The organism is Curtobacterium caseinilyticum, assembly GCF_030363035.1.
Lineage (GTDB): Bacteria > Actinomycetota > Actinomycetes > Actinomycetales > Microbacteriaceae > Curtobacterium > Curtobacterium caseinilyticum.
This window is the reverse complement of record NZ_JAUCMN010000002.1, coordinates 71483-95618: the sequence shown is the minus strand read 5'-3', so window position 1 is coordinate 95618 and position 24136 is coordinate 71483. Positions and strand designations below refer to the sequence as shown.

Genomic DNA, 24136 nt, shown 5'->3' with positions numbered 1-24136 from the left:
CCCCAACCTATCCCGCTGCGGCCGCCGCGAACCCCCGGGCCAGGTCGGCGAGGATGTCGTCGACGTGTTCCAGGCCGATCGACAGGCGGATGAGCCCCTCGCCGACACCGGCAGCGGCACGTTCCTCGGGTGTCATCTGCACGTGCGTCGTCGACGCCGGGTGGACGACGAGCGAGCGCACGTCACCGATGTTCGACACGTGGTCGAAGAGCTCGAGCGCCGCGACGAACCGGCGACCGGCCTCGACGCCGCCCGCCAGGTCGAACGCCAGCACCGCGGACGGCCCCTTCGGCACGTAGCGCTGCTGCAGGTGGTGCCACGGCGAGGACGGCAGCCCGGCGTAGTGCACGCCGGTCACCTGGTCGTGGCCGTCCAACCACGTCGCCACGGTCGCGGCGTTCGCCACGTGCCGGTCCATGCGGAGCGACAGGGTCTGGATGCCCTGCAGGACGAGGAAGGCGTTGAACGGTGCGATCGCCGGGCCGAGGTCGGCGGACAGCTTCGACCGGGTGCGCTGGATGAACGCCCGACGCCCGAACTTCTCGGTGAAGGCCGTCCCCGCGAACCCGGACTGCTCGACGGTCGTCAGCTGCGGGTACTTCTCCGGGTGCGCCGCCCAGTCGAAGTTCCCGCTGTCGACGACGAGCCCGGCGATCGTGCTGCCGTGCCCGGCCAGGTACTTCGTCGCCGAGTGCACGACGATGTCCGCGCCGTGCTCGATCGGCCGGACCAGGTACGGCGTCGCGATGGTGTTGTCGACGATGAGCGGCACCCCGGCCTCGTGCGCGACGCCCGCCACGCCCGCGAAATCGAGCACGTCGCCGCGCGGGTTCGGGATCGACTCCCCGAAGAACGCGCGCGTCTCCGGGCGGACCGCCGCTGCCCACTCGTCCAGGTCGGTCGGGTCCTGCACGAAGGTGAAGGAGATGCCGAGGTCGCGGAGCGTCGACGCGAAGAGGGTGTAGGTCGCCCCGTACAGCGAGGCGCTCGACACGACGTGGTCACCTGCGCGGGCGACGCCGAGCACGGCCAACGACGTCGCTGCCTGCCCGGAGGCCAGCGCGAGTGCGCCGATGCCACCCTCGAGGTCCGCGATGCGTCGCTCCAGCGCCGCCGCCGACGGGTTGTTCACGCGCGAGTAGGTGTGCCCCGGCGCGTCGAGCATGAACCGCGCCGCGGCGTCCTCGCCCGACGGGTAGACGAACGCGGCGGTCTGCGCGATCGGCGGGACGTTGCCGCCGAAGCCCGGGTCGGCCTTGTAGCCCGCGCGGATCTGCCGGGTCTCGAAGGCCCAGTCGTCCTCGGCGGCCATCAGGCGACCGGCTCGGCGGGGACGGACGAGCGCACGAGCGGGATGACCTCCTCGCCGAAGCGCTCCATCTCCTCGGCCTGCGGCGAGAACTGGAGCAGGAGCGTGTCGACCCCGGCGTCCTCGAACTCGCGGATGCGGTCCGCGACCTGCTGCGGCGTGCCCACGAAGCCCGGGCGCAGGCCGCGGTTCGACACGGAGTAGTCCTCGAGGGACGGGACGTGCTCGAGCTGCGACTTCGAGATGAAGTCCTGGTACGACTCGTACGCCTTCCCGTGCTGCACGTCGGTGATGCGCGCCAGTTCGGCCTGCGCCTCCTCCTCGGTCTCGCGGACGATCACGTAGGCGGCCATCCCGAACGCCTCGAACGGGGCCGCACCGGCGTCCTCGCGGCGGCGCTTCATCTCGTCGATCTTCGTGCGGAGCTCGTCCACCGTGCCGCCGTGCGTCAGGTACGCGTCGGCGAACCGCGTGATCGAGCTCTTGCCCGCCTCGCTCTCGCCACCCGCGTAGATGCGCGGCGTCACCCGCGGCTTCGGCTCGAGGTGCGTGTTCTGCACGTCGTAGTAGTCACCCGTGAACGAGAACGGCGTCTCCGCCCACAGCCCCTTGAGGATCGCGACGAACTCCTCGGTCCGCGCGTAGCGGTCGTCGTGCTCCGAGAAGATCCCGCCGTACTGGCGCGCCTCCTCCGCCCACCAGGCGCTCACCACGTTGAAGGTGAAACGCCCACACGAGATCTCGTCGATGGTCGCCGCCTGCTTCGCCGTCACGGCCGGCAGGTGGTAGCCGGGCCGCATGGCCGCCATGATCTCGAGGCGCTCGGTCGTCGCCGCCAGCGCGGCCGCGAGCGACCACGCCTCGAGGCTCGGCGCCGCCGTGCCCTTGATGTCGTTGAGGTTGAGCTCCGGGACGAGCGTCAGGTCGAAGCCGATCCGTTCGGCTCGCTGTGCGAGCCGCTTCACGTAGTCGAAGGTGACGGGCATGTCCTCGTCCTCGACGTTGCGCAGCCAGCCGCCGAAGAGCGGGGTCCAGTATCCGAATCGCACGTGTGGTTCCTCAGGTGGGTCGTGACGGTCTGGAGGCGCGGGCGGGCCCGCCACGAGCCTCCAGGCCGGTGGGTGGTGTCGTCTCAGGCCGTGGTCGCCGCTGCGGCGGACGCTGCGTACTCGCGCTCGAGGAGCGCGCCGGTGAAGCGCGCGATCGCGCGCGGGCCGGAGACCGGCGCGACCGCCTCGACGGCGGGGTTGTAGTTCGTGTTCGTGTTCACGTCGTAGACGACCGTGCGGCCGTCCGTGGTCTCCATGAACTCGACCCCGGCGACCTGGATGCGCTGGTCGGCGAGGAACGTCCGGAGCTGCTGCACGAGCGGGTGCTCGGCGGTGACCTCGTCGCGGATGCTGAACGCCGCCGGTGCGCCCGGTGTCTCGGTACCGGGCACGTCGCAGACGGCTCCGGCGATGACCTGCGGGACCTCGCACGCGTCCGCCGGGCAGAGCTCGAAGCTGCCGGCGCTCGTGTCGACGCGGACGGCGTAGACGAACTCGCCGCCGACGAACTCGGCGCGGGTGATGAACGGCTCGCGAGCGGTGAGCAGCTCCTGCAGCAGGGTGATGCCGTCGACCGGGGCCTCGAACTCGGGGCCGTCGACGTACGCGTCGAACTCGGCGAGGGTGTCGAAGCGACGGACGCCGAGGCCCTTGCCGCCCTGGTTGTGCTTCGTGATGAAGGGGACGTCCTGCCCGTCGGTGAAGGTGCGCGCGGCGGCCTTGAGCGACGCCGACCCGAAGACCGCGGTCGTCCGTGGCACGTCGAACCCAGCGTCGCGGAGCAGCCCGTGCTGGGCGACCTTCGACACCTCGAGTTCGAGCACGTGGCTGCCGTTCACGACCGTGCGGCCAGCGCGCTCGAGCCAGCCGAGCAGCGCGCGGGCGTACTCCTTGCTGTGCTCGTTGCCGCGGGTGTGGCTCGAGGCGGACATGCGCGACCAGTAGACGCCGGGAGCGGGCTCGGCGGTCAGGTCGATGCTGCCCAGGGCGCCACCGTCGGTGAGCAGGAGTTCCTCGACCGGGACGCCCTCCGCCTCGAAGGCAGCGGCGAACGGCGGGAACCACTCGGGGTTCTCGTGGATGACGTACACGCGCTGAGTTGTCACCGGGCCACCCTAGGCACGCCGAGCCTGGGCGTGCCAGGTGTGTGACGCGGGGTTGCGCTCGGTGCCCCCGGGGGCAGGGTCGAGCGCGCTGGTGGTCTGTGCGAGGGTGGAGGGCATGCACGACGACGTCCACCAGGAGACCGTCCGATCCGGACGTTTCATGATCGTCATCGGCCTGTCCACCGTCGGGCTCGTCCTGGCGATCGCGGCGCTCGTCGTCGCGGCGCCCTCGGGGTGGCAGGAGTGGCCGCCGTCGGCCTCCGACGTGGGCGTCCTCGTCGTGACGCTCGCCCTCACCCTCGCGGTCGGCGTCGGGACCGCTCTGATGCGCATCCAGGTCCGCGTCGACCAGGTGCTCGAGGTGCGCGTGCGCCCGCTCTGGTACCGACGCCGGATTGCGCCCACGCAGATCACCTCGGCGACCGTCGTCCAGATGACCGGCGCGAACTCGGGCGGGTGGGGCATCCGGCTCGTGCCGGGCGGGACCGCCGTGCTGCTCGACGGTGGACCGGGCGTGCAGGTCGAGGTCGCCGGGGCACGGTCGCTGCGGTTCCGGTGCAACGACCCCGAGGTCGTCGTCGAGGCGCTGCGGGCCCGGGGCGCGTCGGTCGACTGAGGATCAGCGCGCGACGCTGTCCGCGCCGAACTGCTGCGTGCCGACGACGCCGAGCAGCTCGAGCTTCTGTGCGTCCTCGCTGCCGGGCGGCGCGGTGAAGAGCAGGAGTGCCTGCGTCTGGTCGTCCGTGTGCAGCACCTGGCAGTCGACGGTGATCCGTCCGAGTTCGGGCTGCACGATCGTCTTGTTGTCCGACCAGCGGGTCGCGACCTCGTGCCGCTCCCAGATCTCGCGGAAGGCCGGGCTGCGGCGTTGCAGCTCGGTGACGAGCTCGGTCGCCCGGCGGTCCTTCGGCCCCGCCAGGCCCACGGCCGCCCGGAGCGATGCGACCACCACCCGGGCGAGCCGCTCGTGCTGTTCCGGCGCGTACTTCGCCAGCTCGGTGCCGGTCACGAACCACCGCCAGGCCTGGTAGCGCTCGTTCCCCGGCAGGTCGACGGATCCCCCCAGCAGCGCACGGGCGAGCCGGTTCTCCACGAGGGTCTCGCCGAGGTGGCTCACCACGATGGCCGGGGTGTCCTCGAGCCGGTCGAGCACGCGCAGGATCGCCGGGTCGACGTGGTCGGCGCGGTGCATCCGGACCGGGGCGGTGTGCCCGGCGAGGTGGAACAGGTGGTCGCGTTCGTCGAGGCTGCACCGGAGCGCCCGCGCGATCGCTGCGACCATCTGCTCGGACGGCTGGGGTCCACGCTGCTGCTCGAGCCGCGTGTAGTAGTCGACGCTCATCCCGGCGAGCGCGGCGACCTCCTCGCGCCGGAGGCCCGGCGTCCGCCTGCGAGCGCCGGCGCCGAGGCCGACGTCCTCCGGACGCAGCAACTCGCGGCGGCGGCGCAGGAAGTCGGCGAGGGCAGGTCGGTCCATGCCCCCATCGTGCCGCGTACCGCTCACGCGAGCCAGGGATCGGCGGTCCCCCGATGCACGCGTCCTGGTGGCCGGGACGCCACGGGAGCATCGTGGACGCCATGGACACCACGAACAGCACCGTCTTCATCTCCGGCGCCACATCGGGCCTCGGGCTCGCCCTCGCCCAGCGGCTGCAGGCCGCGGGCAGCACCGTCGTGATCGGCGGCCGACGCCAGGACCGTCTGGACGCCCTCGCCGCCGAGCACGGCTTCGGCACCGTGGCGATCGACGTCGCCGACGCGGACTCGATCGCCTCTGCCGCAGCCGACGTGGTCGACCGCTTCCCGTCGCTCGACGCGGTCGTGACGATGTCGGGGATCATGCGGAACGAGGACCTCCGCGATCCCGGTCACATCGATGACGCACTCGAGACCGTCCAGACGAACCTGGTCGGCACGATCCGCCTGATCGACGCGTTCCTGCCGCACCTGCTCGCGCGCCCCGCGGCCACGCTCATCACGGTGTCGTCCGGGCTGGCCTTCGTGCCGCTCACCGCCACCCCGACCTACAGCGCCACGAAGGCGGCCGTGCACTCCTACACGCAGGCGCTCCGGCAGCAGCTCGTCGGCAGCTCGGTGGAGGTGCTGGAACTCGCGCCGCCGGCCGTGCAGACGGACCTGATGGGCGGGGCGGACTTCGGCGGGATGCCCCTCGACGAGTTCACCGACGAGGTGATGGGCCTGCTCGGGTCCGGTGCCGCGCCCGAGATCCTCGTGCAGAACGTGCAGCCGCTGCGCTGGGCCGAGCGTGACGGGACGCACCAGCAGATCCTCGAGGCGATGGCCGGCCGCGGCCACTGAGCCGTGCACCACGGGCGGGAGCGCGTCGAGCAGGGGAAGTCCCCCGCTCGACGCGCTCCCGCAGCTCAGCGACGGCGACGGCGAGCTCGTGTGCATGTCGACTGCCAGACCGTAGTCGGGGCGAGCGGGAGCATGCTGCTCCGTCAGTCGACCTCGCCGGCGGCGCGCCGACGCCGGATCCGAGCGTCGAGACCCCGGTTCAGTGCCCAGAGCCCCAGCACGATGGCGGTCACGAGGAGCGACTCGGCCAGCGTCCGGTCCAGCGGTCCACGGAGCACCCAGAAGGCACCTCCGGCCAGGACAGCGACCATCGCGAGGGTCCCGATGGAGCTCCTCGCGGCTCGCGGCTCATCCCCGGTGGACGCCCGGCCCTCGTCCGCGTCCGCGAGCTGGTTGAACCAGAGTCCCCACGCTGCCAGGCCTGCTCCGAACAGTGCGGCTGCCCAGGCGGCATCGTCGCCGGCGTCACGGACGAGGGCGACGACGGCGAAGACCACGACGAGCGCACCGCCCGCAAGGACGAGGAGCGTGATCGCCAGGGCGAGGCGGGAGGTCGGAGCGTGCACACGGTCAGCCTAGGGCTCCCTGGGCGGCCGACCGATCCCCAGAAGGCGGCACGTCCGCACGACGGCCGATGAACGTGCAGCGAGGACGGACGCGATCCCGGACGAAGCGGGGAAGTGTGGCTGGATCGACCCAGGCAACTCGCCACGAAGCTCATGTCGACGGCGAGGCTCTGCCGGAGCACGCGGCTGCGGCCGATTGCCTGCGTGCCCGCCTCAGCGTCGAACGATCGTGATCGTCCGACGATCGCGCCGTGCCGCAACGCCCAACACTTCGTGTCCCGCAGGCGCACCGTCAGCCGGCGGCGAGGACCGTCCGTCCGAGCTGGACGAAGTCGTCCGGCGACAGCGCCTCGCCCCGGGCGGTCGGGTCGAGACCGGCGGCGGTCAGCAGCTCCGACGCACGGGCGCTGGACCCGAGCACACCGGACAGGCTCTGCCGGAGCATCTTCCGGCGCTGCTGGAAGGCACCGTCGACGAGCGCGAACACCTGTTCCCGCAGGGCCTCGTCACCCGGGCGCTCTCGTCGGTCGAAGCCCACGAGCACACTGTCGACGTTCGGCACCGGCCAGAAGACCTGGCGGCTGATCTGCCCCGCGGTCGACCACGAGCCGTACCAGGCGGCCTTGACGCTGGGCGCGCCGTAGACCTTGCTGCCCGGCCCGGCGGCGATGCGGTAGCCGACCTCGGCCTGCACCATCACGAGCACGCGCTCGATCGTCGGGAAGGTCGCGAGCAGGTGCAGGAGCACGGGGACGGAGACGTTGTACGGCAGGTTCGCCACGACGTGCGTCGGGGCCTCGGGCAACTCGTCCGCGGTGACGGCGAGCGCGTCCTGGTGTACGACCTGCAGCCGCGCCTCGGGCTGCATCGCCGCGACGGTCGCGGGCAGCTGCGCCGCGAGCCGACCGTCGATCTCGACCGCGGTCACGGATGCGCCGGTCTCGGTCAGTCCGAGGGTGAGCGAGCCGAGGCCGGGACCGATCTCGAGCACGCGCGAGTCGGACGTGACCCGGCCGGCCGTGACGATGCGACGGACCGTGTTGGCGTCGTGCACGAAGTTCTGGCCGAGCTTCTTCGTCGGGGTGACGTCGAGCTTCGCCGCGAGGTCCCGGATCTCCGCCGGGCCGAGCAGTGCGCCCACGACTACTGGTCCACCGTGACCGGCTCGGCGTCCCACGCGCCGTAGACGAGCTCGGTGGTCGAGGCGATCTGCGCCGCGAGCATCGAGGCGTCGGTGCCCAGGGTCTCGGCCATCGACCGCAGCGTGAGCGGGACGAGGTACGGCGCGTTCGGCCGACCCCGGTACGGCGTCGGCGTGAGGAACGGTGCGTCGGTCTCGATCATGACGAGGTGGCGCGGAGCGACCCGCAGTGCCTCGCGCAGGGGCTCGGCGTTCTTGAACGTCACGGTACCGGCGAACGACATGTACCACCCGCGCTCGGCGCAGAGCCGGGCGAGGTCCGGCCCGCCGGAGAAGCAGTGGAACACCGTCCGCTCCGGAGCGCCGACGCGGTCGAGGACCTCGACCACGGCGTCGTGCGCGTCACGGTCGTGGATCGTCAGTGCGAGGTCGTGCTCCTTCGCGATGCGGATGTGCTCCTCGAACGAGCGGACCTGGGCCGCGCGGCCGTCCTCGCCGGTGCGGAAGAAGTCGAGCCCGGTCTCGCCGATCGCCCGGACGCGGGGCAGCGCCGCCAGCCGCTCGATGCCGGCGAGGTGCTCGTCGAGGAGCCCCTGCTCGTCGAGCACGGGCGCCTCGTTCGGGTGCAGCGCGACCGCGGCCAGCACGCGGGGTTCCCGAGCGGCGATCTGCGCCGACCACTCCGACGTCGCCAGGTCGGTGCCGACCTGCACGACACCGCGGACGCCGACGCTCGACGCGCGGTCGAGGTGCTCCCGGTAGTCGAGCGGACCGTCGCCGCCCTCGCCGACACCATCGGCGATCTCCATGTGCGTGTGGTTGTCGTACACGGGCACGACGAGCGCCTGCGGCAGGGGCGGGTAGCTCAGGTCGCGCTTCGAGCCGCCGGACGATCCCTCGCCCCGGGCCCGGACGTGCGACGCGTCGGCCGCGTCGGTCACGCCGCGCCCTGCTCGGGCTGCTGCTCGATGCGCGGGAACAGCCCCGACCCGAGCGGCACGACCGTCTCGGCGCCCTGCCACTCGTACGCCCGGTCGACGCGCTGCTCGGTGACGGAACCGCCGGCACCGATGGACGCCCAGAGCTTCTCCGTCGCCTTCGGCATCACCGGGGAGACGAGGACGTTCACGGTGCCGAGGCCCCGCAGCGCGGTCGCGAGCACGGTCCCGAGGCGCTCGCGCTTCGCCTCGTCCTTCGCCAGGGCCCACGGCTCCTGCTCGGTGATGTACCCGTTCAGGGCGTCGACGAGCTCCCACACGGCGGCGATCGCCTCGTGCGGGGCGAACGCCTGGACAGCGGCGTCGGCGCGCTCGGTGACGGCCACCGCCAGCGCGTCGATCGCCTCGTCGGAGTCGGTCAGTGCACCGCGGGACGGTACGGCACCGTCGAAGTACTTCTGCAACATCGCGACGAGGCGCGATGCCAGGTTGCCGAACCCGTTCGCGAGGTCGGCCGAGTAGCGCGCCGAGATGTCCTCCCAGCTGAAGTTGCCGTCCTGCCCGAAGGTGATCGCGCGGAGGAAGTAGTACCGGAACGCATCGGAGCCGAAGGTGTCGGTGATCTCCGACGGCGCGATGCCGGTCAGCTTCGACTTGGACATCTTCTCGCCGCCGACGAGCAGCCAACCGTGGCCGAAGACGCGCTCCGGGACCGGCAGGTCCGCCGCCATGAGCATCGCGGGCCAGATCACCGCGTGGAACCGGGCGATGTCCTTGCCCACGATGTGCACGCTCGGCCAGAGGCGCCGGAAGGCCTCGTCGTCGTCGGTCCCGTACCCGAGGGCGGTCACGTAGTTCAGCAGGGCGTCGAACCACACGTACAGCACGTGGTCGTGGTCCCACGGGATCTGGATGCCCCAGTCGAAGCTCGACCGCGAGATCGACAGGTCGCGCAGCCCCTGCTTGACGAAGGAGACGATCTCGTTGCGGACGCTCTCGGGCTGGATGAACTGCGGGTTCGACTCGTACAGGTCGAGCAGGCGCTGCTCGAAGTCGCTCATGCGGAAGAAGTAGTTGCGCTCGGCCAGCACCTCGACCGGGATCGAGTGGATCGCGCAGACCTGCTGCCCCTCGTACGCGCCGGTGCCGGGCACGAGGTCGCTCGGCTGCTTGTACTCCTCGCACCCGACGCAGTAGAAGCCCTCGAACTCGCCGGCGTAGATGAAGCCGTCGTCGTACAGCTTCTGCAGGAACGCGGTCACACCACGCTCGTGGCGTTCGTCGGTGGTGCGGATGAAGTCGTCGTTCGCGACGTCGACGGTGTCGAGCAGCGGCTTCCACGCATCGGTGACCAGTCGGTCCGCCCACTCCTTCGGCGACACGTCGTTCGCGCTGGCGGTGCGGAGGATCTTCTGTCCGTGCTCGTCGGTGCCCGTGAGCAACCAGGTGTCGTCGCCGCGCTGCCGGTGCCAACGCGCCATGAAGTCCGCGGCCACCTCGGTGTAGGCGTGCCCGATGTGCGGCACGTCGTTCACGTAGAAGATCGGCGTGGTGATGCTGAACGAGGACCCGTCGGACATGCGGACCATCCTACGGGCGGGCGGCGGGCGCATGACGCGCCCCGCGCGCCGCCTGTGGAGAACCGGACGGGAGGAACGTGACGGGGCCACCCCGCGCCTCCAGACCGACGCTGGTCGGCCCTACCGGGCCGCCAGCGCGCCCTCGTAGAGGTCGCGCTTCGACAGCCCGGTCGCGTCCGCGACCGCTGCCGCGGCCTCCTTCATGCGCGACCCGGCGGCGACCCGCTCGAGCACCAGGCGGACCCCGTCCTCGATGCTCGTGACGTCGAGCGCGCCGGTCGAGCCCTCGACGACGACGCAGATCTCCCCGCGCACCCCGTCGGCCGCCCACGAGGCGAGCGCGGCGAGCGAGTCGCGGCGGACCTCCTCGTGCAGCTTCGTGAGCTCCCGGCAGACGACCGCGCGGCGGTCGTCACCGAACCCGGCGGCCATGTCGGCGAGCGTGTCGGCGAGCCGGTGCGGCGACTCGAAGAAGACCATCGTGCGCTGCTCCCCGGCGAGGGACGCGAACAGCCGACGACGCTCGCCGCCCTTCCGTGTCGGGAAGCCCTCGAAGCTGAACCGGTCCGTCGGCAGGCCCGACACGGCGAGCGCCATGAGCACGGCGGACGGACCCGGCAGGGCGGTGACGGTGACCCCGGCGGCCGCGGCGGCCTCGACGAGCGGGAAGCCCGGGTCGCTGATCGCGGGCATGCCGGCGTCGGTGAGGACGACCACGTCCTCGTCGCGGGCGAGTTCGACGACCTCGGACGCCTTCGCCCGCTCGTTGTGCTCGTGCAGCGCGATGAGCCGCGGCCGGTTCTCGATGCCGAGCGCCCGCATCAGGTGGATCGCGGTGCGGGTGTCCTCGGCGGCGACGACGCTCGCGTTCGACAGGGTCTCGACGAGTCGGCGCGACGCGTCGCCGAGGTTGCCGATGGGCGTTGCTGCGAGGACGATCACGTCCCCATTCTGGTGGCAGGTCCGTCATCGGGGCGATCCGTAGGATGACGCCGATGACCAGCGAGCTGACCGACGACCGCACCGCCCTCGTCGACGGACCGGTCGGCTCCCGCCTCGACGACTGGTGGGGCCGGGTGCTCTCGACGTCCCGCCGGGTGGCCGTGTGGCGCTGGACGGGGCCGCTCGCGGTGACGCTGCTGGCCGCCGTGCTGCGGCTGGTCGGGCTCGGGCACCCGCACACGCTGGTGTTCGACGAGACGTACTACGTCAAGGACGGCTGGTCGATCGTGCACCTCGGGTACGAGGGCACGTGGCCGGCGAACTCGTCGGAGGACGGCGCTCCGACCACGGACCAGCGCTTCGCGGACGGTGAGACCGACCTGTACTCGCGGGCGGCCGAGTTCATCGCGCACCCGCCGCTCGGCAAGTACCTGATCGGCCTGGGCATGCTGCTGCTGGGCCCGGACAGCTCGTCCGGATGGCGGATCACCGTCGCCGTGCTCGGCATCGCGACGGTGTTCCTGACGGCCGTGATCGCGCGCTCGTTGTTCCGGTCGACCGCGATCGGCACGCTCGCGGGCCTCCTGCTCGCGATCGACGGGCAGGCGATCGTGCTCTCGCGCGTGACGCTGCTCGACGGCATCGTGACGTTCTTCGTCCTGCTCGGGGCCGGTGCCCTGCTGCTCGACCGGAGGTGGGCGCAACGACGGCTCGACGCGTGGGTGGAGCGTCGCGCGGTCGCCGGCCGCGACACGCTCTGGGGTCCGGTGCTGCTGTGGCGGCCGTGGCTCCTCGCCATGGGGCTCGCCCTCGGGCTGGCGTCCGCGACGAAGTGGTCCGGGCTGTACTTCCTGGCGTTCTTCGCGCTGTACTCCGTGCTGAGCGACATGATGATGCGCCGCCGGGCCGGTGTGACCTTCTGGTCGTCGAGCGCGTTCCTGCAGCAGGCACCCGTGTCGTTCCTGCTCACCGTGCCGATCGCCGCCGTGACCTACCTGGCGTCGTGGACGGGGTGGTTCCGCACGTCGGGCGGCTGGGACCGGAACTGGATCGCCACCGGCGGGGAACGCTGGACGGGCGTGCTGGCGTGGGTGCCGGACTCGTTGCAGAACTGGTGGCACTACCAGTCCGAGATCTACGGCTTCAACATCGGCCTGCACACGCCGCACTCGTACCAGGCGAACCCGCTGCTCTGGCTCGTCATGCAGCGCCCGACCTCGATGTACTACGTCGGGACGAACGCGGGCCAGGACGGCTGCTCGGCCAGCCGGTGCGGCGAGGCGATCACCGGCATCGCGAACCCGTTCATCTGGTACGCGTCGGTCATCGCCGTGGTTGCCCTGCTCGTGCTCTGGGTGCTGCGCCGGCGGTGGGAGTACGGCTTCGTCCTGATCGGCGTCGCCGGTGGCTACCTGCCGTGGCTGATGTACACGGACCGGACGGTGTTCCAGTTCTACACGGTGGCGTTCGAGCCCTACATGGTGATGGCGCTCGCGGCCGCGATCGGGCTCGTGGCCGGGTCGCGTGACGACCCGCGGCCGCGCCGGACGAGGGCGCTCGTGTGGATCGGCGTGTACCTCGGCGTGGTCGTGCTGGCGTCGGCGTACTGGTACCCGATGTGGACCGGCCTCCAGATGCCGTGGGACTTCATCCGGTCGCACTACTGGCTGCCGAGCTGGCTGTAGCCGCGCGGGCCGGCGGGCGGTCGCGCGGGCCGGCGGGCGGTCGCGCGGGCCGGCGGGCTGTCGCGCGGGCCGGCGGGCCGGCTCGCGGTCACGGTCGCGCCGGTCGGTGGCGGACGGGAGGCGCGTGGCGGTGCCGCCACGCGCCTCCCGTCCGTCGCCGGCTCGCGCGCCGTCAGCGCCGGGTCGGGCCTGACGACTGCTTGCCGGTCGGTTCAGGGCTGACCGTGCAGTGCGCGCTCGATGGCGGTGCGGTCGAGCGGGCTGCCGATCATCGGTGCGGTGGTGCCGCCCGGCAGCACGCCCTCGAGCACGACCTCGGCGTAGCGCCGCCAGGCGTCGGGGTCGGTGGCCCGGGTGGTGTCGGCGACGGCGCCGACCATGGTGGTGAGCATCGGGAGGTCGGCGTAGCTGAACCCGGCCCGCACCACCCCGGCCGCGGTGGCGCGCTCGATGATCGTCGCGACCTGGCGCTCGAGCCGGTCCCGCTCGCTGACGATCGACGGCCGCGCCTTCCCCGCGCGGACGATGGCGTCGGCCAGGGCGCGGTCGCGCGCGCGGAACTCGAACACGCCCATCAGGTAGACGCGGAGGGCCTCGCGCGGATCGGTCTCCTGCGCGGCACGGGCGGCGGCGGCGTTCATCGCCTCGAACTTCGTGGCGAGCAGCGCCTCGATCAGGGCGTCCTTGTCGGCGAAGCGGCGGTAGACCGTGCCGACGCCGACACCGGCCTCGTGCGCGATGTCGTTGAGCGTGACCGACAACCCGCGTTCCGCGAAGCACTTGCGTGCGGTCTGGAGGATCAGCTCGCGGTTGCGCGCGGCATCGGCGCGCAGGGGACGCTCGAGGTCGGACGCCGAGTCGGTGGTGCTCACGAGGTCGACGGTAGTTGACGATTCTGGGAACAAACGGATGCACCTGCTCCGTTTCGGTCTACACTGACCACAAGCGGATGCCGAGCATCCGGTTCCACCTCCTCGCGAAGCGCTCGACGGCGCGTGCTCCGCCACCTCCACCCTTCCCAAGAAGGAGGCTGCCGTGACGGCAGAACACACCGTGCCGACCCCGACCGGGTCGGCACCCACGACGACCGGCCCCACCGCCGGCACCGGTCCCGCCGCGGGCCGACCCGACCACCGCTGGATCGCCCTGGCGGTCATCGCCCTCGCCCAGCTCATGGTCGTGCTCGACGCGACCATCGTGAACATCGCGCTCCCGTCGGCCCAGTCCGACCTCGGCTTCGGTACCGACCAGCGGCAGTGGATCGTCACCGCCTACTCGCTGGCGTTCGGCTCGCTGCTCCTGCTGGGCGGACGACTCGGTGACCTCTTCGGTCGGAAGAACACGTTCATCATCGGCCTGGTCGGCTTCGCGCTGGCGTCGGTCCTGGGCGGTCTCGCCGACTCCTTCGGCCTGCTCGTCGCCGCTCGTGCGCTGCAGGGCGTGTTCGGCGCGCTGCTGGCCCCGTCGGCGCTCGGCATGCTGACGACGACCTTCCGCGACCCGAAGGAGCGCGGCCGCGCGTTCGGCATCTTCGGCTCGATCGCCGGCTCGGGTGCGGCCATCGGCCTCCTGCTCGGCGGGGTGCTCACGGAGTACGCCTCGTGGCGCTGGTGCCTGTACGTGAACGTCGTGTTCGCGGTCCTCGGCGTCATCGGTGCGCTCGTCTTCATGGCGAAGCCGCCGAAGGTCGAACGCCCCCGCATCGACGTCGCCGGCGTCCTCACGATCACCGCCGGCCTGGTCGGCATCGTCTACGGCTTCTCGAACGCCGAGTCGAACGGCTGGGACGCCCCGCTCACGATCGCGATGCTCGCGGGTGGCGTCGTGCTCGTGGCCGCCTTCGTGTTCATCGAGACGCGGGTCGCGCACCCGCTGCTCCCCCTGCGCGTCGTGCTCGACCGTGACCGTGGCGGCGCGTTCATCGCGATCGGTCTCGTGGCGATCGGCATGTTCGGGATCTTCCTGTTCCTGACCTACTACCTCGAGCAGACCCTCGGGTTCAGCTCGCTGCAGACGGGCCTGGCCTTCCTGCCGATGCCGCTGTCGATCATGATCTCGGCGACGCAGATCGGCGGGCGTCTGCTCCCCCGGGTCGGACCGAAGGTGCTCGTCTTCGCCGGCGGTCTGGTCGCGGCGACCGGGCTCCTGCTCCTCCTCCGCACGGACGTCGACAGCACCTACGCCGGGACGGTCCTGCCGGCACTCGTCGTGATCGGGCTCGGCATGGGCACGATCTTCTCGTCCGCGATGAACACCGCGACGACCGGCGTTGCCCGCGCCGACGCGGGCGTGGCCTCGGCGACCGTGAACACCATGCAGCAGATCGGTGGCTCGATCGGCACCGCGCTGCTGTCGACGATCTTCGCGGACGTCGTGAAGGACAGCCTGTCGGGGCTGTCCACGGCACCGACGAAGCTCCAGCAGGCACAGGCGGTGATCGACGGCTACCACGTCGCCTTCGGCATCTCGGCGGGCGTGCTCGTGCTGGTCGCCCTCGCCGGCGGACTGCTGATCAACCGGCAGTCGGTCCGGCTGGCGAAGCTCGAGCACGCGTCGTCCGCCACGACGGGCAGCATCCCGGCGGCAGCGCACTAGCACGCGGCCGGCCGGCGGCCGCCGGCGGCAGCGCACTAGCACGCAGCCGGCCAGCGACCGGTGCAGGTCCTGCGACATCCCACGCGTCGATCGACGCGTGGGATGTCGTCTCGCCGGGCCCGCACACCGAACGACTGCGTTCCGAGAGCCCGTTCTCGTCCCACGTGGTTCGGTGTCCTCGTGGTCCGGACAGTGGCGTTGCGCACTGTGTCGATCCTCGTGGGCCGCGTCAGGGGACCCGGTTATCGTGAGCGCCATGGCCCCCGTCCTGACCTCGCCGCTCGTGTCGACGCAGTGGCTCGCCGACCACATCGGTGCCGACGAGCTCGTCGTCCTCGACGCCTCGGTGCACACGGCCGGGGTCGGCACGGCGATGCAGTGGCAGGGCGCCCGCGACGCGTACGAGCAGCGCGGGCACGTCCCCGGCGCCCGGTACGCAGACCTCGTCGACGCCTTCTCGGCCCCCGACACCGGTCTGCCCTTCTCCCGCCCCAGCGCCGAGCGCTTCGAAGCCGCGGCGCGGGCCCTCGGCGTCACCAACACCTGCACGGTCGTGGTCTACGACGACGGCATCGGCGAGTGGGCCGCGCGGCTGTGGTGGATCTTCCGTGCCTTCGGCTTCGACGAGGTCGCGGTCCTCGACGGCGGCTTCGCGAAGTGGCGCGACGAGGGACGGCCCGTCCGCGTCGGTCCCCTGCGCACCGAGGCCTCGTCCGACGGTGCCGCTCCGTTCCTGGCGGGCGAGGAACGACCGGTCTGGGCCGACCACGACCGGGTGCTGCGTGCCGTGCAGGGCACGGAGCCCGCAGCGGTCGTGCTCGCCGCCCCGCCGTCCGCCCTCGGGAGCGACCACCCGGGTGTCGTGCCGGGCAGCACGGCGATCACGACGGACGACGTCGTCGACCCGGACTCGAACACCCTCCGTCGCCGTACCGCCCTGGCCGAGGTGTTCGCACCCGTGCTCGACGCCGACGAGATCGTGACGTACTGCGGGGTGGGCAGTGCCGCGTGCGTCGACGCGCTCGCGCTCACGGTGCTCGGCCACGACGGGGTCAAGGTCTACGACGGGTCCCTTGCGGAGTGGTGGCGGCTGGAGCCGGAGCTCCTCGCGTCCTGACGGACGGCGTCGCCGTCGGTGCACGGCGCGGGCGACGAACGGCGCTGCGACGAACGGTTTCGGACGTCGAACGGCGCTGCGACGAACGGCGCCGACGGCGGACGGCGACGCTCGACGCGGTCGACGACCCAGGCGGGCGACGACCACCGCTAGCGTGAGCGCATGAGCACCAGACGCGCGGTCGTCCTCGGCGGTACCGGCGGCATCGGATCGGCGGTGGCCCGACACCTGCTCGACCAGTCCGGGCGCGGCGGGGACGACTGGCAGGTGGACGCCGTCGCGCGACGCGGCGGCCCCGCTGCCGACACCCTGACCGCCACGGGCGCCACCTTCGTCGCCGGCGACCGACGGGACACGAGTGTGCTCCGCGACCTCCTGCGCCCCGGCGCCGACCTGCTCGTCGACACCGTGGGCACCTCCCGCGACGATGCCCTGCAGCTCCGACCGTTCCTCGACGACGTCGGCTCGACGGTGTTCGTGTCGTCGAAGGCCGTGTACGTCGACGACCGGGGCCGGCACGCGAACTCGGTCGACCGCCCGGTGTTCGGCGGCGCGGTCACCGAGCTGCAGCCGACCGTCACCGCCGGTGACGGCGACCCGACCTCCCGTGACGGTTACGGCGCTGCGAAGGTCGCGGCCGAGCAGGTCCTGCTCGACCACGGCGCACCCGTCACGGTGCTCCGTCCCTCGAAGGTCCACGGCCCGGGCGCCGGACGGCCGCGGGAGTGGTTCGTGGTGCGCCGGGCGCTGGACGGTCGGGAGCGCATCCTGCTCGCCGACCACGGCCGCGGAGTCGACCACACCACCGCCGCGAGCGGGATCGCGTCGCTCGTGCACCTCGTCGCCGACGCCCCGGACCGCCGCATCCTCAACGTCGCGGACGAGACCGCGCCGAGCGTCCTCGAGATCGTCCGGACCCTCGCCCGCCTGGTCGACCACCGCTTCGACGAGGTCCTGCTCGACCAGGACGCCCCGGCGTTCGTGGGCACCACCCCGTGGAGCTCGCCGTCCCCGTTCGTCCTCGACACCTCGGCGGCACGGGCGCTCGGGTGGGAACCGCCGCAGTACGCCGAGGCGGTCCGTCCCGCGGTCGACTGGCTGCTCGAGACCGCGCACGCCGTCCCGGCCGGTGGCGACGTCCCGTGGGCCGGCGACCCGTTCTGGGACCGCATGTTCGACTACGGTCCGGAGGACGCCGCCCTGGCGTTGCTCTCCCTCGGCCGCGACTGACGTGACCCCGCGGTCGGAGGTGCTGTTCATCGGCGGCCGCTCGGGCGTCGGGAAGTCGACCGCCGCCGAGGCACTGCACGACCTGCTCGTCGAGGCGGACGTGCCGCACGCGGTCATCGAGGGCGACCTGCTCGACCTGGCCCACCCGGCACCGCACGTGGCGCACCCCGGAGTGCGGCTCGCGGAACGGAACCTGCGGACGATGTGGGCCGCGTACCGGGAACTCGGGCACCACCGGCTGGTGTCCACGAACACCGTGGCCGTGCTCGAACACGCGCGGCTCGCCGCGGCGATGGGCGACGACCCCCTGGTCACCGCCGTCCTGCTCCGGGCCTCGGACACGACCACCGCGGACCGGCTCGGCCGACGGGCGGGCGGCCCGGTACCGCAGGCGCAGCTCGTGCACAGCACGGCGACGGCAGGGAGGCTCGACGCGGCCGTCGCGAGCGCGGTCACGCGGGTGGACACCGACGAGCGGACGCCGCGGGACCTCGCACGTCTGCTCGCGTCGCTGACGGGGTGGCTCCCCGCCTGACCGCTGTGGACAGGAGCGAACTGTCCACTGATCGTCCCGCCAGGCGGACCGCCCAGCCCTGGCGGGGCACGCTGGAGCCATGGACGACAACCGGCTCGGGACCGCGGTCAGCCCGTACCTCCGACTGCACGCCGACAACCCCGTCGACTGGCGCGAGTGGGGCCCGGACGCCTTCGCCGAGGCTCGTGAGCGCGACGTGCCCGTGCTCGTCTCCGTCGGGTACGCCACCTGCCACTGGTGCCACGTCATGGCGCGCGAGAGCTTCTCCGACCCGGAGATCGGCGAACTGCTGCGGCGGGACTTCGTCGCGATCAAGGTCGACCGTGAGGAACGTCCCGACGTGGACGCCAGCCTGATGGCGTCGGCCAGTGCGTTCACCCAGCAGCTCGGGTGGCCGTTGACGGCGTTCACGACGCCCGAGGGGCGCGTGTTCTTCGCGGGCACCTACTACCCGCCCACCCAGGTCGGTCAGGTCGGGTCCTTCCGTCAGGTCCTGGCGGCGGTGCTCGACGCCTGGCAGCAGCGCCGGGCCGAGGTCGACGCGAACGCCGGTGCGATCGCCACGGCGATCCGGCAGGGGGCCGAGGCGGACACGGCCGCACAGGGTGGTACGGCACGAGGTGGTGCGGCTCAGGGTGGTGCGGCGACGGACGGGGGCGAGCCGCGCCTCCCGTCCGTCGACGCCATCCGGGCGGTGACCGCGCAGCTGGTCTCGGCGGAGGACACCACGTACGGCGGCTTCGGTGGTGCGCCGAAGTTCCCCAGCGCCCCGCTGTTGGAGTTCCTCGGCGACGTCGGTGCGGACGGCGACGACGTCGCCCGCGCGCTGCTCGACCGGAGCCTGCACGCGATCCGGTCGACCGAGCTGACCGATGCCGACGGCGGCGTCTTCCGCTACGCCACCAAGCGCGACTGGAGCGTCCCGCACTACGAGCGCATGCTCTACGACAACGCGGGGCTGCTCGCCGTCGCCGGGGCGGAGCAGGCGCGCGGCATCGCGGACTTCCTCCGCGACACCCTGCGGCGTCCTGACGGTGCCTTCGTGGCAGCGCAGGACAGCGAGTCGACGATCGACGGTCGCCGGGTCGAGGGTGACTGGTACCGGCTGCCGCTCGACCAGCGCGGTCGGTTCGACGCCCCGCCCCTCGACGACCAGGTGCTGACCGGGTGGAACGGGTTGGCGATCCGCGGGCTCGCGATCGCGGGCGCACGACACGGTGACGACGAGATGATCGCGCTCGCCCGCAGCGCTGCCGACGCGGTGCTCGCCGCGCACGTGCGGGACGGCCGGGTGGTCGTGCGCTCGAGCACCGGCCACGGCACGTCGTCAGCACCGCCCACCGTCGAGGACGTCGGGCTGCTGGCCGAGGGGCTGCTCGAGCTCGCACTGGTCACCGGCGAGGTCGGGTACGCGACGACCGCACGGTCGCTGGTCGAGGTCGGCCTCGCCGGCCGGTTCGACGCGGACCCGGTGCTGCAGGCGGCGGGGACCGCGACCGGGGAGCAACCGCAGACCGCGATGCGCTCCGGGACCGCGGGGCTGGCGGCGGCAGCAGCACTGCTGGCGGCGCTGACCGGTGACGACCAGCTGCGGGGCGCGGCGGCCACCCTGGTCGCCGACCGTGCCCGGACCGGCACCGAGCGGCCGCTCGGGCACGCGGACGCCCTGGGGATCGCCCTGGCGCTGCACCGTCCGTCGCGGGAGATCGTCGTCGTGTCCGGACCGGAGGACCCGCTGCGCGCGACCGCGCGCAGCGCCCGGCGGCCCGGCACGGTGATCGCGACGGTCCTGCCCGAACAGGCCCGAGCGTGGGCGGACGCCGGCTTCTCGTTGTTCGCCGGTCGTGACGGCGCCGCACCGACGGCCTTCGTGTGCCACGACCACGTGTGCGCACTGCCCGCGCACTCGGCAGCCGAGCTCGCCGACCAGCTCGCCTGACCGACCCGCTCGCCCGACCGCCCCGCTCGCCCGACCGCCCCACTCGCCCGACCGCCCCACTCGCCCGACCGCCCCACTCGCCCGGCCGAACCACCCAGCGCCCTTGCTCGCCGGTCGGCGGGCTGGGTTCCGCCGCAAGCGGACTGCCGCACCGCCACCACCCGGACCGCTATCCTGGAATGCTCATGTCTGCCACGCCCGTCATCACGTACCCGCCCGAACTGCCGGTGTCGCAGCGGCGGGACGACATCGCCGCAGCGATCCGCGACCACCAGGTCGTGATCGTCGCGGGTGCCACCGGGTCCGGCAAGACCACGCAGCTGCCGAAGATCTGCCTCGAGCTCGGTCGCGGGTCCATCGGGCACACCCAGCCCCGCCGGATCGCCGCGCGGACCATCGCGGAACGGGTGTCCGAGGAGCTCGGCAGCGAGCTCGGCGACCTCGTCGGCTACCAGGTGCGGTTCACCGACAAGGTGTCGGGCAACACCCGGATCAAGCTCATGACCGACGGGATCCTCCTCAACGAGATCCACTTCGACCGCGACCTGACGCGCTACGACACGATCATCATCGACGAGGCCCACGAGCGTTCCCTGACGATCGACTTCCTGCTCGGGTACCTGAAGCGGCTGCTCCCCCGCCGTCCGGACCTCAAGGTGATCATCACGAGTGCGACGATCGACCCGGAGTCGTTCTCGCAGCACTTCGGCGGTGCGCCGATCATCGAGGTGTCCGGTCGCACCTACCCGGTCGAGGTCCGCTACCGTCCGCTCGTGGCCGACGCGGACGCGGATGCGGACGACGCCGACGAGACCGACCCGCGGACCGACGACAGCGGCAGCAGGAGCGGCACCGCCGACGACCGTGACGTCGTGCAGGGCATCACCGACGCGCTCGACGAACTGGCGCGCGAGGACCCGGGCGACGTCCTCGTGTTCCTCTCCGGCGAGAACGAGATCCGCGACGCGCAGGACGCCATCGAGGGCAAGCGCTACCCGGGCACCGAGGTCCTGCCGCTCTACGGCCGTCTGTCGGCCGCCGACCAGCACCGCGTCTTCGAGCGGCGCAGCACCCAGGGCGTCCGTCGCCGCGTCGTCCTCGCCACGAACGTGGCGGAGACGAGCCTGACCGTGCCGGGCATCAAGTACGTGATCGACACCGGCACCGCCCGCATCTCGCGGTACTCCCCTCGGGCGAAGGTGCAGCGCCTGCCGATCGAGGCGATCAGCCAGGCGAGCGCGAACCAGCGATCGGGTCGCGCCGGCCGCACCAGTGCGGGCATCGCGATCCGGCTGTACTCCGAGGACGACTTCGACCGCCGCCCCGAGTTCACCGACCCGGAGATCCTGCGGACCAACCTCGCCGCGGTGATCCTGCAGATGATCTCGCTCGGCTTCGGCGACATCGAGCGCTTCCCGTTCCTGCAGCCGCCGGACTCCCGCGGCGTGAAGGACGGACTCGACCTGCTCCGCGAGCTCCGTGCGGTCGACGGCGACGGGCGCATCACGAAGACCGGACGGCAACTCACCCGGCTGCCGATCGATCCGCGCCTCGGCCGCATGGTGCTCGAAGCGGGACGCCAGGGCGTCGGACGCGAGGTCATCGCGATCGTCAGCGCCCTGAGCATCCAGGACCCTCGGGAACGTCCGCTCGAGAAGCGCGCGCACGCCGACCAGCTGCACGCGCGCTTCGCGGACCCGACGAGCGACTTCCTCACCCTGCTGAACCTCTGGAACCACCTCGAGGACAAGCAGGACGAGCTCTCGTCGAGCGCGTTCCGGCGCCTGTGCAAGGCCGAGTTCCTCAACCACCTCCGGATCCGCGAGTGGCAGGACCTGTACCGCCAGCTGTCCCGTGCCGCGAAGCAGGTCGACGTCCGCGTCGGGCAGTCCCGCTCCGAGGACGGGGACGCCGTGCACCGGTCCCTGCTCGCCGGGCTCCTCAGCCAGATCGGACTGCGGGACAAGGAGAAGCGCGACTACCTCGGTGCGCGCAACGTCCGCTTCGTGGTGTTCCCCGGCAGCGTCCTGGCGAAGAAGCAGCCGGACGCCGTGATGGCCGCCGAGCTCGTCGAGACGAGCCGGCTCTTCGCCCGCACCGTCGGCCGGATCGACCCCGCGTGGGTCGAACCGCTCGCCGGGGACCTGCTCAAGCGGACGTACGGCGAGCCCCACTGGGAGAAGAAGCAGGGTGCGGTCGTCGCGTACGAGCGCGTGACCCTGTTCGGCGTCCCGATCGTGCAGCGCCGCCGCGTGCAGTACAAGCGCGTCGACCCCGAGCACTCGCGTGAGCTGTTCATCCGGCACGCCCTGGTCGAGGGTGAGTGGGACGCGCAGCAGGCGTTCGACCGGGCGAACCGGAAGCTGCGGCGCGAGCTCGAACAGCTCGAGGAACGCACCCGACGGCGCGACATCCTGTTCGACGACGAGCGCGTGTACGAGTTCTACGACGCCCGGATCCCCGCCGACGTCGCCACCACGCGCGACTTCGAGGGCTGGTGGCGATCGACCCGTCGCGAGCAGCCGGACCTGCTCACGATGCGCCGGCAGGACCTGCTCGACGAGGACGCCGCCGAGGCCGCCCAGGACGAGCAGGAGTACCCGACGCAGTGGCGCTCCGGAGACCAGCGCCTGGCGATCAAGTACCGCTTCGAGCCGGGCGCACAGGACGACGGCGTCAGCGTGCAGGTGCCGCTGGCACTGCTCCCCCGCATGCGCGAAGAGGGGTTCGACTGGCAGGTCCGCGGCCTGCGGAAGGAGCTCGTCACCGCGCTCATCAAGTCGCTGCCGAAGCAGATCCGGAAGAACGTCGTCCCCGCTGCCGACTGGGCCGAGAAGATCGTCGCCGAGCTGCCCGACGACGCACCCACCGAACCGACGGAGTCGTTCCGCGCGACCCTCGCCAAGGCCATCCAGCGACTGACCTACGTGCCGGTCGAGGAGTCCGACTTCGACCTGTCCCGCGTCCCCGCACACCTGCAGCCGACCTGGGCGGTCGTGGACGAGCGGGGCCGCCGGGTCGAGTCCGGTAAGGACCTGTCGGCGCTCCAGACGAAGCTGAAGGACCGCACGCAGGAGAGCGTCGCGGCCGCCACGGCGAAGGGCGCGGCACGGCCGGGAGGCGCGGCTCGCGTCGCCGGGGCGTCCTCCGGCGCGCAGGTGGAACGGTCGGGCCTCACCGCGTGGCCCCCGCAGGACCTGCCGCAGGTCCTCGACACGAAGCAGGCAGGCGGCGTGATCCGCGCCTACCCGTCACTGGTCGAGGAGGGCGAGGGCCCGAAGGCCACCGTCGGTGTCCGGCTCCTGGCGACTCCCGGTGACCGCGCAGTGGGCATGCCCGCGGGTGTCCGACGCCTCGTCATGCACGCCGTGCCGTCACCGGTGTCCTACGTCCAGTCGCACCTCACGGCGCAGGAGAAGCTCGCGCTCGCGGCGAGCCCCTACCCGTCGACCGCGGCGTTGTTCGACGACGTGCTCGCGGCCGTCGTGGACGCCGGCATCCGTCGGACGCACCCGGACGGTCTGGTCTTCACCAAGGCGGAGTTCGAGGCGGTGCGGGACGCCGTCTCCTCCACCGTCGTCGACACGATGTTCACCGCCGTGTCCGAGGTCGCCGCCGTGCTCACCGCGCAGCGAGCGGCCGACAAGGCGATGAAGCAGGCGAACACGATGGCACTGCTGCCTGCGCTGACCGACATGCGGCAGCAGGTGGAGCGCCTGGTCTTCCCGGGCTTCGTCGCCGTCACCGGTCTCGACCGGCTCCGACGCGTCCGCGTCTCCCTGCAGGGGATCGACGCCCGCGTGCAGAAGCTGCTGCAGAACCCCGGCCGCGACGCCACGTGGATGCGCGAGGTCACGGTCGCCACCGACCGCTACACCGACGCCGGTGGGACCTTCCCGCCGACGGTCGGTGCGCACCCCGCGCTCGTGCACGCCCGGTGGATGCTCGAGGAGTTCCGCCTCAGCCTGTTCGCCCAGGAGCTGGGGACGGCGGAGACGGTGTCACTGCAGCGCATCACGAAGGCCCTGGCGGCCGCCCGCTGACCTCGGTCGGTGTGTCCTCGGAGACCCGCAGGACGGGGTAGG

At 72.1% G+C, this 24136-nt stretch carries 19 protein-coding genes; 9 read left to right on the top strand and 10 right to left on the bottom strand.

Annotation, left to right across the window (positions count from 1 at the left end):
• Positions 1-7: 7 nt before the first annotated feature.
• From QUG93_RS02970 to QUG93_RS02960, 3 genes are all read right to left on the bottom strand, one after another.
• A complete protein-coding gene (locus QUG93_RS02970) occupies positions 8-1312 on the bottom strand; it encodes an O-acetylhomoserine aminocarboxypropyltransferase/cysteine synthase family protein (RefSeq protein ID WP_289472148.1) in 1305 nt (434 codons plus the stop codon).
• Complete coding sequence (locus QUG93_RS02965; protein ID WP_289472147.1) at positions 1312-2358, bottom strand: LLM class flavin-dependent oxidoreductase; 1047 nt, start codon at positions 2356-2358, stop codon at positions 1312-1314. The genes QUG93_RS02970 and QUG93_RS02965 overlap by 1 nt, the downstream gene beginning before the upstream one ends.
• Before the next feature lie 83 nt (positions 2359-2441).
• Entirely contained in the window at positions 2442-3464 is a 1023-nt protein-coding gene (locus QUG93_RS02960; RefSeq protein ID WP_289472146.1) for an ATP-grasp domain-containing protein, read from the bottom strand.
• Between the two features lie 115 nt (positions 3465-3579).
• Here QUG93_RS02960 and QUG93_RS02955 point away from each other — a divergent pair, with 115 nt between their 5' ends.
• Positions 3580-4080, top strand: coding sequence for a hypothetical protein (locus QUG93_RS02955; protein ID WP_289472145.1), 501 nt, complete (start codon positions 3580-3582; stop codon positions 4078-4080).
• Positions 4081-4083: 3 nt separating this feature from the next.
• On the opposite strand, the gene QUG93_RS02950 is transcribed toward QUG93_RS02955, so the two are convergent.
• Positions 4084-4941: a helix-turn-helix transcriptional regulator gene (locus QUG93_RS02950; protein WP_289472144.1), complete on the bottom strand. Its 858-nt coding sequence runs from the start codon at positions 4939-4941 to the stop codon at positions 4084-4086.
• Between the two features lie 101 nt (positions 4942-5042).
• Between QUG93_RS02950 and QUG93_RS02945 the strand changes: the two genes are divergently transcribed.
• Complete coding sequence (locus tag QUG93_RS02945; protein WP_289472143.1) at positions 5043-5783, top strand: SDR family oxidoreductase; 741 nt, start codon at positions 5043-5045, stop codon at positions 5781-5783.
• Between the two features lie 143 nt (positions 5784-5926).
• Here the strand turns inward: QUG93_RS02945 and QUG93_RS02940 are convergent, their stop codons facing one another.
• The 5 genes from QUG93_RS02940 to rsmI form a co-directional block, all read right to left on the bottom strand.
• The gene (locus QUG93_RS02940; RefSeq protein ID WP_289472142.1) at positions 5927-6349 is read right to left on the bottom strand and encodes a hypothetical protein; all 423 of its coding nucleotides are present in this window, start codon (positions 6347-6349) and stop codon (positions 5927-5929) included.
• A gap of 292 nt (positions 6350-6641) precedes the next feature.
• Complete coding sequence (gene rsmA / locus QUG93_RS02935; RefSeq protein ID WP_289472141.1) at positions 6642-7490, bottom strand: 16S rRNA (adenine(1518)-N(6)/adenine(1519)-N(6))-dimethyltransferase RsmA; 849 nt, start codon at positions 7488-7490, stop codon at positions 6642-6644.
• Positions 7491-7492: 2 nt separating this feature from the next.
• Positions 7493-8431 (bottom strand): TatD family hydrolase, encoded by a 939-nt coding sequence (locus QUG93_RS02930; RefSeq protein WP_289472139.1) that lies wholly within the window; start codon positions 8429-8431, stop codon positions 7493-7495.
• Positions 8428-10008, bottom strand: coding sequence for a methionine--tRNA ligase (gene metG / locus QUG93_RS02925; RefSeq protein WP_289472138.1), 1581 nt, complete (start codon positions 10006-10008; stop codon positions 8428-8430). The genes QUG93_RS02930 and metG overlap by 4 nt, the downstream gene beginning before the upstream one ends.
• A 120-nt stretch (positions 10009-10128) precedes the next feature.
• Entirely contained in the window at positions 10129-10950 is an 822-nt protein-coding gene (gene rsmI, locus QUG93_RS02920) for a 16S rRNA (cytidine(1402)-2'-O)-methyltransferase (protein ID WP_289472137.1), read from the bottom strand.
• 53 nt (positions 10951-11003) lie between these two features.
• Between rsmI and QUG93_RS02915 the strand changes: the two genes are divergently transcribed.
• A complete protein-coding gene (locus tag QUG93_RS02915; RefSeq protein ID WP_289472135.1) occupies positions 11004-12635 on the top strand; it encodes a dolichyl-phosphate-mannose--protein mannosyltransferase in 1632 nt (543 codons plus the stop codon).
• A gap of 212 nt (positions 12636-12847) precedes the next feature.
• Here the strand turns inward: QUG93_RS02915 and QUG93_RS02910 are convergent, their stop codons facing one another.
• The gene (locus QUG93_RS02910; protein ID WP_289472134.1) at positions 12848-13507 is read right to left on the bottom strand and encodes a TetR/AcrR family transcriptional regulator; all 660 of its coding nucleotides are present in this window, start codon (positions 13505-13507) and stop codon (positions 12848-12850) included.
• 163 nt (positions 13508-13670) lie between these two features.
• Between QUG93_RS02910 and QUG93_RS02905 the strand changes: the two genes are divergently transcribed.
• The 6 genes from QUG93_RS02905 (at position 13671) to hrpA (ending at position 24094) form a co-directional block, all read left to right on the top strand.
• Positions 13671-15230 (top strand): MFS transporter, encoded by a 1560-nt coding sequence (locus tag QUG93_RS02905; RefSeq protein WP_289472133.1) that lies wholly within the window; start codon positions 13671-13673, stop codon positions 15228-15230.
• A gap of 256 nt (positions 15231-15486) precedes the next feature.
• The gene (locus tag QUG93_RS02900) at positions 15487-16347 is read left to right on the top strand and encodes a sulfurtransferase (RefSeq protein ID WP_289472132.1); all 861 of its coding nucleotides are present in this window, start codon (positions 15487-15489) and stop codon (positions 16345-16347) included.
• A gap of 162 nt (positions 16348-16509) precedes the next feature.
• Positions 16510-17577, top strand: coding sequence for an NAD-dependent epimerase/dehydratase family protein (locus tag QUG93_RS02895; RefSeq protein WP_289472131.1), 1068 nt, complete (start codon positions 16510-16512; stop codon positions 17575-17577).
• A gap of 1 nt (position 17578) precedes the next feature.
• The gene (locus QUG93_RS02890; protein WP_289472130.1) at positions 17579-18112 is read left to right on the top strand and encodes a P-loop NTPase family protein; all 534 of its coding nucleotides are present in this window, start codon (positions 17579-17581) and stop codon (positions 18110-18112) included.
• A gap of 79 nt (positions 18113-18191) precedes the next feature.
• Complete coding sequence (locus QUG93_RS02885) at positions 18192-20051, top strand: thioredoxin domain-containing protein (protein WP_289472129.1); 1860 nt, start codon at positions 18192-18194, stop codon at positions 20049-20051.
• A gap of 185 nt (positions 20052-20236) precedes the next feature.
• Positions 20237-24094, top strand: a complete 3858-nt coding sequence (hrpA, locus tag QUG93_RS02880; RefSeq protein ID WP_289472128.1) for an ATP-dependent RNA helicase HrpA — start codon at positions 20237-20239, stop codon at positions 24092-24094.
• The last annotated feature ends 42 nt before the right edge of the window (positions 24095-24136 follow it).